The following is a 16,877-nucleotide window of genomic DNA, read 5'->3' on the forward strand; positions in this document are numbered from 1 at the left end:
CCCTGAGGAAGCAAGCCTGCTCGCGATGAACGATAACGCGGTCCGAAACCCTTCCCATCACCTGACCAGTGGCCAATTGCTTAGCGCTCGCGCCTCTGCCACAATCGCGAACAATTCTCGTTAGTTAACACTTCTTAATCGGTGATACGGCGTGTCGTCAGTTCCCAGCCCTCAAAGTGAGCTCGTCGGTGCGCTGTATCGCGACCATCGCGGTTGGCTGCTGGCTTGGCTTCGACGCAACGTCGCCTGCCCGCAACGGGCCGAGGACCTGAGCCAGGACACTTTCGTGCGTCTGCTGGGCCGCGAGGAACTCAAGGAACCACGCGAACCCCGGGCGTTTCTGGTGGCCATCGCCAAAGGCCTGCTGTTCGACTACTTCCGCCGAGCCGCGCTGGAGCAGGCCTACCTTACCGAGCTGATGCTGATTCCCGAAGACGAACAGCCTTCGCCTGAAGAACGGCAGATGATCCTCGAAGACCTGAAGAACATCGACCGCCTGCTGGGCAAACTGTCCAGCAAGGCCCGGGCCGCTTTTCTCTACAACCGGCTGGACGGCCTGAGCCATGCGGACATCGCCCAGCGCCTGGGGGTGTCGGTGCCAAGGGTTCGCCAATACCTGGCCCAGGGCATTCGCCAGTGCTACATCGCTCTGTACGGTGAACCGGTATGATCCCGGCCAGCTCCAAGCCGGTCTCGGCACAGGTGCTGGACGCAGCGATTGCCTGGCAATTGTCGCTGGACTCCGCCAACCCGGTAGAACGCGAAGAATTCGCCAAATGGCACGCCGCCCACGAAGAACATGCCCGGGCCTGGCGCCAGTTGGGCATGCTCGACCAGCGTTTCAGCGTGGCCAGCGGCCCGGCCCGCGCCGCGTTGCTGCAATCGCGCGCGAGCGTTCGTCGACGGGTGCGAAAGCTGGGCAATGGCCTGGCGAGCATCGTGGCGGTGATCGGCCTGGCCCTGTTCGCCGGCGAGCGGTACGTGCCGCTGGATTACTGGCTCGCCGATCAGCGCACCGCCACAGGGGAACAGCGCACCCTGCGCCTGAGCGACGGCACGGTGATCAACCTCAACACCCACAGTGCCGTGGATGTGCGGTTCGATGAAAAGCAGCGCCGGGTCATTCTCCAGGATGGCGAAATCCTCGTCGAAACCGGCCATGGCGATGCCCGGCCCTTTATCGTCGAAACCCGCGAAGGTCGCCTGCGCGCCTTGGGCACCCGCTTCCTGGTCAAGCGCGAAGAGCAAGGCACGCGCCTGAGCGTGTTGAAGTCGGCCGTGGCGGCTCATCCGCAGTCGAGTGCCGACGAACAGATTCTGCAGGAAGGCCAGCAAGTGCTGATGCGCAGCCATGGCCTGGACCCCATCGCTGCGCTCAACCTCGGCGCCGATGCCTGGACCCGCGGCATGCTGGTGGTGGACAACGCGCGCCTGGAAGACCTGGTGCATGAGCTCGGCCGCTATCGCCGCGGGCACCTTGGCGTAGCGCCGGAAGTCGCTGACCTGCGCATCACCGGCAGCTTCCCGTTGAACGACACCGACCTGGCCTTGAGCGCCCTGCTGCCAACCTTGCCGGTGCAGATCGAGCAGCACACGGCGTGGTGGGTGACAGTGGCGAAGGCTGACGCCAAACCCTGATGTTCGCGGCGCTCTGGCCGACGTTTTCGCGAGCAGGCTCGCTCCCACAGGTGATCATGCTGCTTTTGCGGGAGCGAACCTGCTTGCGATGAAGCCGCCAGCCCTGGCAAAAATTCACTGAATGGAAATTATTTTCATCCAGCCCTATCACTTTTGAATTCTCGTTCGGCACCTAGGCAATTGAGAAGTATTCCCTTTCAGGAGCCCTTGTATGTCCCGTACGCTAGACACCTTGTTGCGCCCCAGCCTGCTGGCCGTCGCCATTGCCCTTTGTGCCCCTCTGGTCAGCAGCCAGCTGATCGCCGCTGAACAGGCGACCAGCGTTCGCCCCTACAACCTGCCGGCCGCGCCATTGGCCAGCACCCTGAACCAGATCGCCAGCCAGTCGGGCCTGGCGCTGTCGCTGAATCCATCGCTTGCCGCCGGCAAGACCTCGGCACCGGTCAACGGCCAATACGACGCCGCCGGCGCCCTGCGCGCTGCGTTGCGCGGCACCGGTCTGCAACTGGAACAGAGCAGCACCGGCACCTACAGCCTGGTGGCCGCTCCCGAGGGTGTGATGGCGCTGCCGGAGACCAGCGTGATCGGCGTTGAAAACACTGAAAATGCCTGGGGGCCGGTGGACGGTTACGTGGCGACCCGCACTGCAGCAGGCACCAAGACCGACACGCCAATTGTCGAAGCTCCGCGCTCGATGTCAGTGATCACCCGTGCCCAGATGGAAGATCGCGGCGTGCAAAACCTCGATGACGCCGTACGTTACATGCCCGGTGTGATCGCCAGCAGCTATGGCAGCGACTCCCGTGCCGACTGGCTGCGCGTGCGAGGTTTCGAACCCACCCAGTTCCTCGATGGCCTGCCACTGCCGAAAGGCTCCTACGCCAACCCGAAGGCTGAAACCTGGGACCTGGAACGCATCACACTCCTGCGCGGGCCGGCTTCCTCGGTGTATGGCCAGACCCCACCAGGCGGCATGCTCGACATGGTCAGCCGCCGCCCCGACGCCATTGCCAGCCACGAAGTGCGCGCCGAAGTCGGCAGCAACAACCGCAAGCAGATCAACTTCGACAGCACCGGAAAAATCGATGACGAGGGGCAGTTCCTGTACCGCATCGACGGTGTGGTGCGTGACAGCGGGATGCCGATCGATCACACCGATGACAAGCGTTACAACCTGGCACCGAGCCTGACCTGGAACATCGACGACGACACGCACCTGACGTTCCTCTCTCAGTTCACTCGCGACGATACCGGGGTCAGCGGCCAGTTCCTGCCGCTGCAAGGCACCAAGCTGGCCTCTCCGGCAGGCGCAAAAATTTCCCACCACAAGAACCTGGGTGACCCGGACTCCGATCACTACGACCGGACCTATTACGCGCTGGGTTATGCCTTCGACCATCGCTTGAACGATGTCTGGCAGTTCAAGCAGAACCTGCGCTACACCAAAAGCGACCTCTCGTTCCAACAAGCCTACGCGTCGTTCGGTGACGTAGTAGCCCCTGATGGAACCCTCCGTCGTCTGGTCGACAAAGTCGATGAAGACATCAGCCAGTTCGCCGTGGACAACAACTTCCAGGCCGACTTCCAGACCGGGCCGCTTAGCCATGTGGTACTGCTGGGCCTGGACCACCAACGGACCAATACCAACTACAAATGGCTGGAAGGCAACGCCCCGGACAGCAACGTGATCCACCCGATCCGTGGCGCGGACTTCTCCAACGTTTCGTACGCCACCTTCTATGACTACAACCAGAAGACCAACCAGACCGGCCTGTACGCACAGGATCAAATCTCCCTGGACAAATGGCGCCTGACCCTGGGCGGTCGTGAAGACTGGATTCACTCCGCCACTCAGTTCAATAACCAGAATGATGCGACCAATACCCAGCGCGACAAGGCCTTCAGCGGTAACGCCGGCCTGAGTTACGTGTTCGATTCCGGTATTACCCCGTACATTTCCTATACCGAGTCGTTCCAGCCTTCGATGGGCGCTGAGGCCAATGCAACCCGCTCGTTCAAGCCTACCGAAGGCAAGCAGACCGAAGTGGGTGTGAAATACCAGCCGCCGGGCAGCCGCACCTTGCTCACCGCAGCAGCGTTCGACTTGCGCCAGGAAAACGTGTCGGTATCGCAGAACAACGTCACCAGTCAGATTGGTGAATTGAAAGTGCGGGGCATCGAGCTGGAAGCGACGTCCGACGTCACCGACAACCTGAAACTGGTGGGTTCCTACACCTACACCGATACCGAGATCCTCAAGGGCGACGACAAGGGCAACCGGATGAAGCTGGTCCCGCGCAATCAAGCCTCCTTGTGGTCCGACTACACCTGGCACGCCGGTGTGCTTGACGGGTTTGGCGTGGGGGCGGGCGTACGTTATGTGGGCGACACCTACGGCAACACCGCCAACACCGACAACGGCCATGTGGGTTCCTACACCGTCTACGATGCGGCCGTGCATTACGACTTGAGCCGTCTCAACCCGGCGCTGGCGGGGATCTCGGTTGACGTCACCGCGAAGAACCTGTTCAACAAGGATTACCTGTCGACCTGCGACGGCACCTGGTGCTACTACGGTGACGAGCGCAACGTCATCGCGGGCGTGAACTACAAGTGGTAAGCCACTGATCGGTTCGCGGTCATACAAGGGTCACGGCACAGCCGTGGCCCTTTTGCATCTGGATGGGTTATGAAAAGCAAAACAATCCGCCGCTGGTCCTTTGTCCACACCTGGTCCAGCCTGATCTGCACGGTGTTCCTGCTGATGCTGGCGCTGACCGGCCTGCCGTTGATCTTTCATCACGAGATCGATCATCTGCTGGGCGATGCGCCGGCGTTGAAGGTGATGCCGGCCGATACCCCGCCGTTGAATCTGCAGCAACTGGTGCAGGCGGCGGAAAAACACCGTCCGGGCGAAGTCATGCAATATTTCGGTTTCGACGAAGACGAGCCCAACGCCGCGATCGCGATCATGGCGGCCACCGCCGGCACCGGCCCCAACGAGTCCCACACCTTCATGCTCGATGCCCGCACCGGCGAGGCGCTGGAGATGCCGTCGGCCAATGGCGGTTTCATGATGTTCATGCTGCGCCTGCACGTGGACATGTTCGCCGACCTGCCCGGCAAGCTGTTGCTCGCGTTCATGGGCCTGCTGTTCGTGGTGGCGATCGTCTCCGGGACGGTGCTGTACCTGCCGTTCATGCGGCGGCTGAAATTCGCCACCGTGCGCCAGGACAAATCCACCCGCCTGCGCTGGCTCGACCTGCACAACCTGATCGGCGTCGTCACCCTGACCTGGGCGCTGGTGGTCGGCGTGACCGGTGTGATCAGCGCCTGCGCCGACCTGCTGATCGCCGCCTGGCGCAACGACACCCTCAGCGCGATGGTCGCGCCCTACCGCGATGCCCCACCCCTGACCCACCTGGCCCCGGCCACCCGGCTGCTCGACATTGCCCGGGAGGTCGCCCCCGGCATGCAGCCGGATTTCATCGCCTTCCCCGGCACGCGGTTTTCCAGCGAGCACCATTACGCGGTGTTCATGAAGGGCAGCACGCACCTGACGTCCCACCTGCTGACCCCGATATTGATCGACGCCAGTAACCTGCAAGTCACCGCCGTGGTCGAGCGGCCGTGGTACATGGACGCCATGGGCATGTCGCAGCCGCTGCACTTCGGTGATTACGGCGGCATGCCGATGAAAATCCTCTGGGCCACCCTCGATGGGCTGACCATCATCGTGCTCGGCAGCGGCGTGTACCTGTGGGTGGTACGGCGCAAGGCGGCAAAACCGGCGCTGGGAACAGTCGAGAGCGCCGCATGAAGCCCCGGCAATCGAATTTCTGGAAGGTCTTCGGCACGCCCACCGTCATCGCCCTGTTCACTGCCGCGGGTTTGTTTGCCGCGTTGTTGGGTGACGGGACGTGGGATGTCCTGAGCTGGGTAGGACTGGGCATTCCGGCCGTCCTGGCGCTGCGCGGCCTGCTGCAACGCCGCTGACTGACTGTGGGAGCGAGCCTGCTCGCGATGGCGTCGGATCAGGCACCTCTGCTACCGCCCGATACACCGCTTCGCGAGCAGGCTCGCTCCCACAGGTGCGGTGGTTTGAGCTCATGCCCCAACGCGCTATGCTGCCGGCACTGTCCCCCGACCGAGACGTTGCCATGTCCACCCCAAGCATGACCCTCTATCACAACCCGTTGTCGCCCTTCGTTCGCAAAGTCATGGTGCTGTTGCACGAAACCGGTCAACAGGATCGCGTCAGCCTGCAAAACTGCGTCCTGACGCCAGTCGATCCGGACAAGGCGCTGATCGACGACAATCCCCTGAGCAAGATCCCGGCCCTGCGCCTGGCCGACGGCAGCGTCATCCACGACAGCCGGGTGATCCTCGACTACCTCGACCACCAGCACGTCGGCAATCCGCTGATCCCCCGTGAAGGCTCGGCCCGCTGGCGGCGTCTGACCTTGGCCTCGATGGCCGACGGCATCATGGACGCCGCCGTGCTGACCCGCTACGAAGTCGCCCTGCGCGCCCCGGAAAAACACTGGGCCGAATGGCTCGACGGCCAACGCGACAAGATCCGCCGGGCTCTGGGCCTGCTGGAAAAGGACGCGATTGCCGAGCTGACCAGCCATTTCGATGTGGCGGCGATCAGCGTGGCCTGTGCCCTGGGTTACCTGGATCTGCGCCATCCGGACCTGGCGTGGCGCGACGCCAACCCGCAGTTGGCGGCGTGGTATTTCGAAGTGAGTCAGCGACCTTCGATGGTGGCGACGATGCCCAAGGTCTGACACTTCTTCGCCTGGGCGGGTCTCTTCGGGAGCAGGTCGAGTCGTCGCACCGTCGCTCCCGCCTTTGATTCCCGCTCGCAAATGCCCCACAGCGGATCCACCGCAAACAACCCGCCAATCAGCGTCGCCAACCGCGCCCCCACCCGCTGATCCTCGCGCAACCCCAACGAACGGCTCATTTCACCTCTCCCAGATCAAACGCCAGCGGCTTGCCTGCCTTCTGCCCGACGCCATACCAGTCCAGTTTGCGCGTCAGCACCATGAACACCCCGAGCACGCCGAACAGCAGCCCCGAGCCCATCAACAGCGCGTAGTCCTCGGCGCTCAACAAGCCATACAGCAAGCCATACAACGTCGTCAGCCCCGCCGAAAAACTCAAGCCGTGGCGCACGCTGCGCAGCACGTGGCAGACGTAGAACCCGATCAACGACACACAGGCACTGGCCGACAGCAGATACGCCGCGGCAAAGCCGATGTGTTCGGACAACGACAGCAATAACAGGTAGAAGAACGCCAGTGCCACGCCGACCAAGGCGTATTGCACCGGGTGCACCGCGAGGCTTTTCAGCACTTCGAACAGGAAGAAGCCGGCGAAGGTCAGGACGATGAACAACAGCGCGTATTTGATCGCCCGGTCGCTTTTCAGATACTGGTCCACCGGGTCGATGAAGCTCACGCCAAAGCTGCGCCCATTGAACGCCTCACAGCTGCGTCGCAACACGCAATCATCCAGGGCTTCCTGCAGGTTGGTGGAGAAAAACGAGGTCTGCCATTCGGCGGAGAAACCCTGGTCGCTGATGTCGCGCCGGGCCGGCAGGTAGTTGCCGATGAAACTGGGGTGCGGCCAGTTGGCGGTCAACGATACCGTGCTGGTCTTGCCCACCGGCAGCACCTGCAACTGGCCGGTGCCTTGCAGTTTCAGGTCGAAGGCGAACGTCAGTTGCGTGGTTTGCCGGGCGTCCAGCGTCGGCAGCATCACATGGACGCCCTCACCCAGCCAGCCCACCTGGCTGCCGGGAACGAAGTCCAGGCGCTGGCTGCCGAGTTCGAGTTTCAAGGCGTTCTCGATACCGCGAATGTCACTGATACCCACCGCCAGGAATGGCTGGTCGAACTGGTAATCGGCGAAGTCTTCCTTGATGCCCAGTTGGGCCGGCAACGAGAAATGGCCATTGATGCGGTTGTCGGCATGGAACAGGCGCGCCTGATAGATGCCACGGGCACGCAATTCGGTCTGCACCTGGCCATCGAGTTCGAAGCGTTCCGGCAGGAAGTACAAACGCCCCCGCTCCTCCCCGACTTCCTGGTAACGCTGGTTGGTCTTTTCGTTGAGCTTCCAGGTGCGCACCACCTTGCGGTAGGGCACCACCATCAACGGCCCGCTCAATTGCTGGCTGTAGCTGGAGCTGCGGGCGATGTCTTCCAGCACGCCATCGCGCAGTTGCTGACGCTCCTGGATCACGCCGTCGATCATCAACAACGGGATCAGCAACAATAGAATCAACAGGGCGATGGCCCCGAGTTTAAAGGTCAGATTGCGGTTCATGGGACTCTCCCTGTTTGGATGGAGAGAGTCTGGAATCGGTGTGTGGGGGCTTTGTGGGGGGAATATGGAGATTGTGTGGAGAATTGGCCGCCGTTATCGCGAGCAGGCTCGCTCCCCCATCGGAATGCGCTCTTCTGTGGGAGCGAGCCTGCTCGCGATACATCCGCCCCAGTCCTAAGGCAGCCGCAAAATCACCGCCACCCCACCCTCGACATTGCCGATCCTCAAGCCGCCCCCATGCAACTTGGCCACTTCCTCAACAAAATTCAGCCCCAACCCCGTGCTCTTGCGCCCACTGTCCGGACGCGGCAGGGAATAGAAGCGCTCGATCAGGCGCGGCAGCGCATAGTCGGGAATCGCCTCGGCCTGGTTGAACAATTTGATCTCGACCTGCTCGCCCAGCCGTTCGGCGCTCAAGCGCAACACGCCCTGAGGCGGGGTGAAGTCCAGAGCGTTCTCCAACAGGTTCGCCAGCGCCTGGCGCAACAGAAACGGCTCGCCCATCAGCGCCAGATCCCCGGCAATCGCCTGCTCCACGCGCAGCTGCTTGCCTTCGATGCGTGCAGCCTGCGCGCCCAGCAACTCATCGACCAGGCTCGCCAACGGCACCGCCACCCGTTCTTCCAGCCCTTGGCGCTGTTCGACCAGTGCCAGATTCAACAAGCGCTCGATCAACTGCTGCATGCGCGCGCTTTCGTTGTCGATGTTGCTGACAAAACGCTGCCGTTGCGCCATCGGCATCTCGCCCTGCAGCAACTCCGCGGCGCCGCGAATCGCCGCCAGCGGGCTTTTCAGTTCATGGGTCAGCGTATGCACGTAGCGCTCGACATAGGCCTTGCCTTCAAGCTGTGTGCGCATCTGCTCCACAGCGCTCGCCAGTTGCTCCAGCTCACCGCCACGATAATGCGGCACCTCGACCCGGCGGCCTTCGCTCACGGCCTGCGCATAGGCGGTCAGGCGCCGCAGCGCCGCACTCAGCCACCACGACAGCAACGCCCCGAACAACAGGCCCAGGCCGATCAGCCCGGCGCCATAGGCCAGGAGCCGTCGCTCGGTGCGATCGACGTAGGGCTGCAGCGAACTGTTGGGCTTGGCCACGGTGACCACGCCGATGATCTGACCGTTATCGCGAATGGCGGCGCCCACGTGCATCACCGAAGAGCTGGCATCGTTCGGATCGCTGCGGCTGGAGCGGGCACCGTATTCACCGCGCAGGGTCAGCAGCACGTCGTTCCAGCGCGAATAATCCTGGCCGACCGCCATGCCGCTGGAGTCCAGCACCACAATCCCCTTGGCGTCGGTGACGTAGATGCGGTGGTTGACCTGATTCTTCGGCAACCCCCAGATGTTCGCCTTCGGTTGTCGTTCGCCATAGGCCTTGAGCAGTTGCGGCCAGCGATTCTGGTTGAGGGTGCCGGCCTTGAAATCGTCGCGCAGGATCTCGGCCATCAGGTTGGCCGTGTCGACCAGGGTTTCTTCGGTGGACTGGCGCACGCCGGGGCGAATTTCTTCCATCACGGTGCTGAGCACGAAATAGCCGGTCAGGCCGATGAACAGCACATAGACCAGGAAAATCCGCATCCCCAACGGCATCAGCTGTGCCCCGGGCTGTAGCTGTAGCCGAGCCCGCGATGGGTCTGGATCGGCTCGGCATCGGCCTTCACCCCACGCAACTTGGCACGCACGCTCTTGATGTGGCTGTCGATGCTGCGCTCATAACCGGCGTCGGCAGCAACGCCCAGTGCGTCGAGCAACTGCTCGCGACTGAACACCCGTTCGGGCTGTTCCAGCAGACATTGCAGCAGGCGGAATTCGTGGCGGGTCAGGGTCAGCCACTGGCTGCGATAGCTGATCTGCACCCGTTCGCTATCGATACGGAACAAGGCCGACGACGGCTCGGCCTCCACGCGCGGCGCCATGCGCTTGAGAATCGCCCGGACCCTCGCCGTCACCTCTCGGGGGCTGAAAGGCTTGACCACGTAATCGTCGGCGCCGATCTCCAGGCCCACGACCCGATCGATTTCGGCGTCCCGGGCGCTGAGGAAAATCACCGGGACTTCGCTGAAGCGCCGCAGCTGCTTGCAGGTTTCAAAGCCGGTGATGTCAGGCAGCCCGATGTCGAGAATGATCAGGTCAGCCGGCGTCTGCCGCTGATGCGCCAGCGCGTCGGCGCCCAGGCTCAGCCACGTCGTGCTGAAGCCTTCGCCCTGCAGGGCAAAAATCAGCGTATCGGCAATCGCCGCTTCGTCTTCGACAATCAGGATGTGAGGCATGGCGTCCGAGCCCGGCAATGGAGTGGGCGAACGGTGACGCAAGCCTCACATCCCGTCAATCGGGCGACGGGAAATCAGCAGTCCGGTTTGTCGGCGGTAAAGCGCCGTGCCGGATTCACCGCCGCACCAAACTCGCGAAGGGCCTTGGCACCGATCAGCAACGGGTAATTGAAGCTGCTGCGGTCGGTGAGGTTGACCTCGACGGTGCGCTTGACGTTGCCCAGGCACAGTTCCAGATCGACCACCGGGCGCTTGGTCGGCGCCGCCACTTCTTCGTCGTCGTCCTCTTCGGAGCGGGTCTTGATCTTGCTGATGCGCGCGATCTTGTGCTCGTAGACCTTGTTGCTCGCATCCTTGGTGGCGAGGCGGAAACGCACCCATTCTTCGCCATCCCGAGTGAAGGTTTCGATGTCCTTGGCCGACAGCGAGGCGGTCAGCGCGCCGGTGTCCATTTTCGCCTTGAGCACTTCACCGCCGATTTCCGGCAGCGCGATGTATTCGTATCGGCCATAAAGGGTGGGCTCGGCGGCCATGACCGGCAGGGCAACGACGGCCAAAATTGCAAGTAAAGATTTCACGTGACGGTTGTCCTTGAAAGAAGTGGCAGCGGGATTTTAGACCGTCAGTTGGCCAATCGTTCGTTCTTCAGATTGCATCGCGAGCAGGCTCGCTCCCACATTGGAACGCTGACTCCTTTGAGAACGAGCCTGCTCGCGAGGGGCTTGGTGCCTGACGATGTATTCGAGCTTGACGCCGGTCAGGTGAAACATTTGTAACCTCGCATTTGGCCTGCCACCCGAACCTGCTTATCATGGCCCGCCCAAACGCTTTCAAGAGTTGCCTATGCGCCGCCTGCTCACCGGCTGTTTCGTCGCCCTGCTGCTGTTGCTCAACACCCTGGTCCTGATCGGACCGTTGATGGTGTTTGCCCTGCTCAAGCTGGTCTTGCCGGGTCGTTTTCGCGATTACGCTTCCTGGTCGGTGATGTGGATCGCCGAGACCTGGTCGGAAATCGACAAGCTGATCTTCCGCCTGTGCATCCCTACCCAGTGGGACATTCGTGGCGGCGACGACCTGCGGCGCGACACCTCGTACCTGGTGATCAGCAACCATCAATCCTGGGTCGACATTCCGGCGCTGATCCAGACGCTCAACCGGCGCACCCCGTTTTTCAAATTCTTCCTCAAGAAAGAACTGATCTGGGTACCTTTCCTCGGGCTGGCGTGGTGGGCGCTGGATTACCCGTTCATGAAACGCTACACCAAGGCCTTTCTGGCGAAAAACCCGGAGCTGGCGGGCAAGGACCTGGAGATCACCAAGGCTGCGTGCGAACTGTTCAAACGCCAACCGGTGACGGTGGTGAATTACCTGGAAGGCACCCGCTACACCCTGGCGAAAAGCACCCAGCAGCAATCACCGTTCAGCCATCTGCTCAAGCCCAAGGCCGGCGGCGTGGCCTTCGTGCTGGCGGCGATGGGCGAACAGCTGGATGCCATTCTCGACGTGACGGTGGTGTACCCGCAGGCGAAGATTCCGGGTTTCTGGGATTTGATCAGCGGCAATGTGCCGAGGGTCATCATCGACATCCACACCCGTGAACTCGACCCGGCGCTGTGGCAGGGCGATTACGAAAACGATCCGCAGTTTCGCGAAACGGTGCAGAACTGGGTCAACCAGCTCTGGACCGAGAAGGACCAGCGCATCGCCGCCTCGCGCGCCGAGCGCCGCTGAATCAGCTGCCGGTGCCCCAGATACCGCCCAGGCTTTGCAGCAACGAACCGCCGACGCCCTGTTGACCGAGGTACTGCAGGATCACCGGGGCAAACTGGCCGATCATGCCGCTGTCCATCCCCAGGGCGCTGAAGGCGTTGTTCAGGTCATTGGTGTCCTTGACGTTGCCCAGGGCATTGTCCAGGCCGGCGGCCTTGCCATTGGAGCCCAGCAGGCTGGCGAGCGCGCCCAACTCACCGCCACCCGAGAGCTTGTCGATACCGGGCACGCTCTTGGCCAGCTCGGCGTAATCGGTGGTGCTCAACTGATTCTTGGCCAAACCCAACATCGCCCCGGTGCCGCCGACGGCTTGTTGCGGCGTCACGTCCAGCTGGCTGAGCGCCCCCAGCAGATCCGCCGTCTCCGAGGTCGGCGCCGCCTTGGTGGCGGCGTTGTCGCCCTTCATGCTCGCGATGGCATTGGCCGCGTCGCCCAAACTGAATTGCGCAAAGACCGGACTGGCGGCCAGTGTCATGAGCGATGCCAGTACAAAACCGCGTGAAACCTTCATCCAGACACCCTCAATGAAAAACCGCCCGGGAATGGGCGGCCAAAACTGCTTGTTGGACTGGTAACCCCAGGCATTGTTCCTCGTCCGCCGTCGCGGCGATCAACGGTGAAGCCGGGGCGAGAGGTTCTGCGGTGTTCTGTCGTCCATCGTCGGAACGCCGCCCGGAGCCGGCTCGCTCCCACCGGGTTTCAGGGTGTTAAGCCAATAGCATGAACACGGCAGATCCTTGTGGGAACGAGCCTGCTCGCGATAGCGGCATCCGCTCAACCTCAGCGATCAGAACTGTCCGGGGCAATCGCCGGAAAGTCTTACCCCAAGGCGAGACCTGTCAGAAAACAACCCTGTTTATCGGCGCTGTTTAAACCAGGACCTGGTTACTTCCTGAAAGCCACAAAACCTTGCGTCGTTCCCTACGGCCCGCCCAGAATCCGCCGGCTAGTGCAGCCAGGCCGAGGGCTCTATCGTTGACCCGCCACTGAACGTCAGTGGTCGGGCTTAGCGGCCCGTAAACTCAGCTGCACGTGCAACCACCGCAAAGGTCTTCCCATGCCTGCGGTTCAATGGTGGCTGTACGCAGGGCGCCTTCGGGCGCACCGGCTTTGCTGAGTTTTCCGGTCCGCTAACCTGCGTGCAGCTGCCACCCCTCTTTTGCTTAGCGGCGCGAAGGGTTGGCCTCCGTAGAGAACTCAGTCATGCGCAAGGTCAAACCTGATCCACCCGAAACCGACACCGACGAAGCCCCCCTCTCCGCCGCCGATATTCAAGCCACACCCCGCACGCCCTGTACGATGTACTTCATCAACCCCGACGTTCACGTTCAGGATTTGCTGGGCAGCGTCAGTGAATCCCTGGCTTCCGCCGCCGTCATCACCATGGACCTCGCCGACCGGGAAACCGGCCCCGGCCGCAACACCCTGCTGGGCATTGCGCAAATCGTCATGCTGGCGGAAGTCTCGGTGAACAGCGCACTGGACCAACTCGATCCGGGCGAATGATGAGGCCCTGTAGGAGCGAGCTTGCTCGCGAAAAACGTGTGATCGCCGCGGGGTATCAGTCAGCCAGCGTCATCGTTTACGACCATCGCGAGCAAGCTCGCTCCTACAGTTGATCGACGGTCGGACTATCAGATCTGCCAGTTGGCAAATTTCGACCATGCCATCCCGCCCGCTGTCCGGGCACAAAGCAAAACTCAACTCGCTCAAGGCTGAGGAAATTGGCAGGCAAGTTTCGGAAACCAACCGACGACCGACCTGACGGCCAAAAAAAGGGCGACCTCAGTCGCCCTTTTCGTTCTGCGCAGATCCCTACGCCGCACTGAACAGCTTGTGCGGATCAATCACGAATTTCTTCGGTACACCGGCATCGAACTCGCCGTAACCTTCCGGCGCCTGATCGAGGCTGATGACCTGCACGCCCACCACTTCGGCGATGTTGATGCGGTCCCACATGATGGCTTGCATCAGCGCGCGGTTGTACTTCATCACCGGAGTCTGGCCGGTGTGGAAGCTGTGGGATTTGGCCCAGCCCAGACCGAAGCGGATGCTCAGGCTGCCCATCTTCGCGGCGGCGTCGACAGCGCCCGGGTCCTCGGTGACATAGAGGCCAGGGATACCGATTTTGCCGGCCACCCGCACCACGCCCATCAGCGAGTTGAGCACGGTCGCCGGCGCTTCGTGTTTCACGCCGTCATGGCCGTGGCCACGGGCTTCGAAGCCCACGCAATCCACCGCACAATCCACTTCCGGTTCGCCCAGCAATGCGGCGATCTGTTCGTGCAGCGGTGCGTCTTTCGACAGGTCGACGACTTCAAAACCCTGGGCCTTGGCGTGCGCCAGGCGAATGGTGTTGACGTCACCGATGATCACCACGGCGGCACCCAGCAGGCGCGCCGAAGCGGCGGCCGCCAGACCCACCGGACCGGCACCGGCGATGTACACGGTACTGCCTGGGCCGACACCGGCCGTCACGGCACCGTGGTAACCGGTGGGCAGGATGTCGGAGAGGCAGGTCAGGTCACGGATTTTCTCCATGGCCTTGTCGCGATCCGGCAGTTTCAACAGGTTGAAGTCGGCATACGGCACCAGCACGTATTCGGCCTGGCCACCGGTCCAGTCGCCCATGTCGACGTAGCCATAGGCGCCGCCGGCACGAGCCGGGTTGACGGTCAGGCACACGCCGGTGTGTTGCTCCTTGCAGGAACGGCAGCGCCCGCAAGCCACGTTGAACGGTACCGACACCAGATCGCCGATTTTCAGGTTCTCGACGTCGCTGCCCTTTTCGATCACTTCACCGGTGATTTCATGGCCCAGGACCAGACCGGTTTGAGCCGTGGTACGGCCGCGCACCATGTGCTGGTCGGAACCACAGATGTTGGTGGAAACCACACGCAGGATGACACCGTGTTCAATCTTCCTGCCGCGCGGGTCCTGCATTTTCGGATAGTCGATTTTCTGTACTTCGACCTTGCCAGCGCCGAGATACACCACACCACGATTGCCAGACATGCTTTCACCTCGCTGTTGTTTTTATGGAACCGCGTTGCCCAGGCAGGCAGCGCGTTAAGTGCTCGGGTACAGATGCTGTTTCTTGTGTTGCCTGTTATGGCCCTATCGCGAGCGGGCTCGCTCCCACGGTAGACCGGTTTGAACACACAAGCCCCTGTGGGAGCGAGCCTGCTCGCGATAGCTGACTAAAGAACGACCGTGCGATTGGCGTTCAAAAACACCCTGCGTTCAATGTGATAACCCACCGCCCGCGCCAGGGTCAGCCCCTCGATATCCCGCCCTTTGGCGATCAGGTCCTCCGGGTAATGACTGTGATCCACCACTTCCACGCCCTGGGCGATGATCGGGCCCTCGTCCAGGTCGTTGTTGATGTAGTGCGCCGTCGCGCCGACCAGTTTCACGCCCTTGTTGTAGGCCTGGTGATACGGCTTGGCGCCCTTGAACCCCGGCAGCAGCGAGTGGTGGATGTTGATGGCCTTGCCATCGAGTTTGCGGCACAGCTCCGGCGACAACACCTGCATGTAGCGCGCAAGGATCACCAGTTCGGCACCGGCCTCCTCGATCACCTGCAACACCTGGCGCTCCTGCGACGGCTTGTCGTTCGGGTCCAGCGGGAAATGGTAGTACGGAATCTGGTGCCAGTCGGCCAACGGCTTGAGATCCGGATGGTTGGACACCACCGCTGCCACGTCCATCGACAACTGGCCGATGCGCTGGCGGTAGAGCAAGTCGTTGAGGCAGTGATCGGCCTTGGAGACCATGATCACCACTTTGGGCCGGTAGTGCGGCGGCGTCAGTTCGAAGACCATGCCAAAGGATTCGCCGCGCTCCTGCAGGCCGGCGCGGAATGACTGCTCGTCGAAGCCGTCGGGCTGGCGAAATTCCACACGAATGAAGAAGCGGCCCGAGAGCCGGTCATCGAAGGAATGGTGCTCGGTCACGTAGCAGCCCTGCTCGAACAGAAAGCGGGTCACCGCGTCCACGGTGCCGAGTACGCTGGGGCAGTCGGCGGTCAGGATCCATGTGTCTGGGGCGCGGCTCATAGTTGTAGCTCCTGAAACAACGATAAACGGAGTTGCTTTCTGTGGGAGCGAGCCTGCTCGCGATGGGCTTGAGAACGACGCGTTGAATCAGACACCCCGCGTCATCGTTGACGTCCATCGCGAGCAGGCTCGCTCCCACAGGTGATCGCCTTTGTCAGGCCTGCACGCTCAGGCCGTACTCGGCCGACGCGTCCTGCAACCACAGCCACCAGTAGTCCGAGAAGCTGCGACGGATCAGCAGTTCCCAGGTGTCTTCGGCGGTGTGGCGGATCACCAGTTGCGACTTGGCGAACACGGTGCCAACGGCCTTGCCCACCGGGAAGCTGTTGGGGTGCACGTCGTAGCTGGTGGACTTCATCAGCACCTGGCGCACGTTCGGGCCGCTCAGTTCGAGGATCTGCTGGCCGCCGCTGACGTTGACGATCTGGATGTGCAAGTCGCCCAGCGCCTCACGCAGTTTTTGCTCGGCCGCGAATTCTTCGCCGCTCGGCACGATCAGCAGCCATTCGTCCGGGCCCATCCATTGCAGGCTGGTTTCACCCTTGACGATCACGGTCAGCGCGGCCGGCAGTTCGATGCCCAGGGCCTTGTGCACGCCGGCGGCAAATGCGGCGTCATGGCCATCGCCACGAATCGTCAGATGGCCGAGGAGTTTCTTTTCGCGCACGATCACGCCGGCGCTCTTGCGACCCTTGCCCACCAGGCTGGCGAGGTCGGCGTGATGCAGCGACGACTCGGCCTTGGCCCCGGTGGTTGGGCGTTGTTGGTAAACATTGGCTGCGGTCATAAAGCACCTTTGCTG

General features: G+C 62.2%; 17 protein-coding genes. 8 read left to right on the forward strand and 9 right to left on the reverse strand.

Annotation, left to right across the window (positions count from 1 at the left end):
- Positions 1-151: 151 nt before the first annotated feature.
- The 6 genes from IB249_RS16535 (at position 152) to IB249_RS16560 (ending at position 6,428) form a co-directional block, all read left to right on the forward strand.
- Positions 152-670, forward strand: a complete 519-nt coding sequence (locus IB249_RS16535; protein ID WP_192306610.1) for an RNA polymerase sigma factor — start codon at positions 152-154, stop codon at positions 668-670.
- Positions 667-1,638, forward strand: a complete 972-nt coding sequence (locus IB249_RS16540) for a FecR domain-containing protein (RefSeq protein WP_192306612.1) — start codon at positions 667-669, stop codon at positions 1,636-1,638. The genes IB249_RS16535 and IB249_RS16540 overlap by 4 nt, the downstream gene beginning before the upstream one ends.
- A 211-nt stretch (positions 1,639-1,849) precedes the next feature.
- Positions 1,850-4,258, forward strand: coding sequence for a TonB-dependent siderophore receptor (locus IB249_RS16545; RefSeq protein WP_192306614.1), 2,409 nt, complete (start codon positions 1,850-1,852; stop codon positions 4,256-4,258).
- A gap of 69 nt (positions 4,259-4,327) precedes the next feature.
- Positions 4,328-5,458 carry a PepSY-associated TM helix domain-containing protein gene (locus tag IB249_RS16550; RefSeq protein ID WP_192306616.1) on the forward strand — a complete coding sequence of 377 codons (1,131 nt, stop codon included), beginning with the start codon at positions 4,328-4,330 and terminating at the stop codon, positions 5,456-5,458.
- Positions 5,455-5,634 carry a hypothetical protein gene (locus tag IB249_RS16555; RefSeq protein ID WP_192306618.1) on the forward strand — a complete coding sequence of 60 codons (180 nt, stop codon included), beginning with the start codon at positions 5,455-5,457 and terminating at the stop codon, positions 5,632-5,634. The genes IB249_RS16550 and IB249_RS16555 overlap by 4 nt, the downstream gene beginning before the upstream one ends.
- Before the next feature lie 164 nt (positions 5,635-5,798).
- Positions 5,799-6,428 carry a glutathione S-transferase gene (locus IB249_RS16560; protein WP_192306620.1) on the forward strand — a complete coding sequence of 210 codons (630 nt, stop codon included), beginning with the start codon at positions 5,799-5,801 and terminating at the stop codon, positions 6,426-6,428.
- On the opposite strand, the gene IB249_RS16565 is transcribed toward IB249_RS16560, so the two are convergent.
- The 5 genes from IB249_RS16565 to IB249_RS16585 all read right to left on the reverse strand — a co-directional run bounded on the left by IB249_RS16565 (position 6,389) and on the right by IB249_RS16585 (position 10,825).
- Positions 6,389-6,607: a hypothetical protein gene (locus IB249_RS16565; protein ID WP_192307378.1), complete on the reverse strand. Its 219-nt coding sequence runs from the start codon at positions 6,605-6,607 to the stop codon at positions 6,389-6,391. The two genes, IB249_RS16560 and IB249_RS16565, sit on opposite strands and share 40 nt — an antisense overlap.
- Complete coding sequence (gene creD, locus IB249_RS16570) at positions 6,604-7,974, reverse strand: cell envelope integrity protein CreD (protein ID WP_192306622.1); 1,371 nt, start codon at positions 7,972-7,974, stop codon at positions 6,604-6,606. The genes IB249_RS16565 and creD overlap by 4 nt, the downstream gene beginning before the upstream one ends.
- 174 nt (positions 7,975-8,148) lie before the next feature.
- Entirely contained in the window at positions 8,149-9,567 is a 1,419-nt protein-coding gene (creC, locus tag IB249_RS16575) for a two-component system sensor histidine kinase CreC (RefSeq protein ID WP_192306624.1), read from the reverse strand.
- A complete protein-coding gene (gene creB, locus IB249_RS16580; protein ID WP_192306626.1) occupies positions 9,567-10,247 on the reverse strand; it encodes a two-component system response regulator CreB in 681 nt (226 codons plus the stop codon). The genes creC and creB overlap by 1 nt, the downstream gene beginning before the upstream one ends.
- Positions 10,248-10,321: 74 nt before the next feature.
- Positions 10,322-10,825: an ATP-dependent zinc protease gene (locus tag IB249_RS16585; RefSeq protein ID WP_192306628.1), complete on the reverse strand. Its 504-nt coding sequence runs from the start codon at positions 10,823-10,825 to the stop codon at positions 10,322-10,324.
- Positions 10,826-11,090: 265 nt separating this feature from the next.
- On the opposite strand from IB249_RS16585, the gene IB249_RS16590 reads away from it, so the two are divergent.
- Positions 11,091-11,978, forward strand: coding sequence for an acyltransferase (locus IB249_RS16590; RefSeq protein ID WP_192306630.1), 888 nt, complete (start codon positions 11,091-11,093; stop codon positions 11,976-11,978).
- A 1-nt stretch (position 11,979) separates the two neighbouring features.
- Here IB249_RS16590 and IB249_RS16595 read toward each other — a convergent pair whose 3' ends face one another.
- A complete protein-coding gene (locus tag IB249_RS16595) occupies positions 11,980-12,528 on the reverse strand; it encodes a DUF2780 domain-containing protein (protein WP_192306632.1) in 549 nt (182 codons plus the stop codon).
- A gap of 692 nt (positions 12,529-13,220) precedes the next feature.
- Here IB249_RS16595 and IB249_RS16600 point away from each other — a divergent pair.
- Positions 13,221-13,523: a DUF6124 family protein gene (locus tag IB249_RS16600; protein WP_192306634.1), complete on the forward strand. Its 303-nt coding sequence runs from the start codon at positions 13,221-13,223 to the stop codon at positions 13,521-13,523.
- 309 nt (positions 13,524-13,832) lie between these two features.
- Here IB249_RS16600 and fdhA read toward each other — a convergent pair whose 3' ends face one another.
- From fdhA to IB249_RS16615, 3 genes are all read right to left on the reverse strand, one after another.
- The gene (gene fdhA / locus IB249_RS16605) at positions 13,833-15,032 is read right to left on the reverse strand and encodes a formaldehyde dehydrogenase, glutathione-independent (RefSeq protein ID WP_192306636.1); all 1,200 of its coding nucleotides are present in this window, start codon (positions 15,030-15,032) and stop codon (positions 13,833-13,835) included.
- A 185-nt stretch (positions 15,033-15,217) separates the two neighbouring features.
- Positions 15,218-16,075, reverse strand: coding sequence for a formyltetrahydrofolate deformylase (purU, locus tag IB249_RS16610; RefSeq protein WP_077046872.1), 858 nt, complete (start codon positions 16,073-16,075; stop codon positions 15,218-15,220).
- A gap of 154 nt (positions 16,076-16,229) precedes the next feature.
- Positions 16,230-16,862: a sarcosine oxidase subunit gamma gene (locus tag IB249_RS16615; RefSeq protein ID WP_192306638.1), complete on the reverse strand. Its 633-nt coding sequence runs from the start codon at positions 16,860-16,862 to the stop codon at positions 16,230-16,232.
- Positions 16,863-16,877 lie beyond the last annotated feature (15 nt).

This window comes from Pseudomonas sp. PDM04 (assembly GCF_014851765.1).
GTDB lineage: Bacteria > Pseudomonadota > Gammaproteobacteria > Pseudomonadales > Pseudomonadaceae > Aquipseudomonas.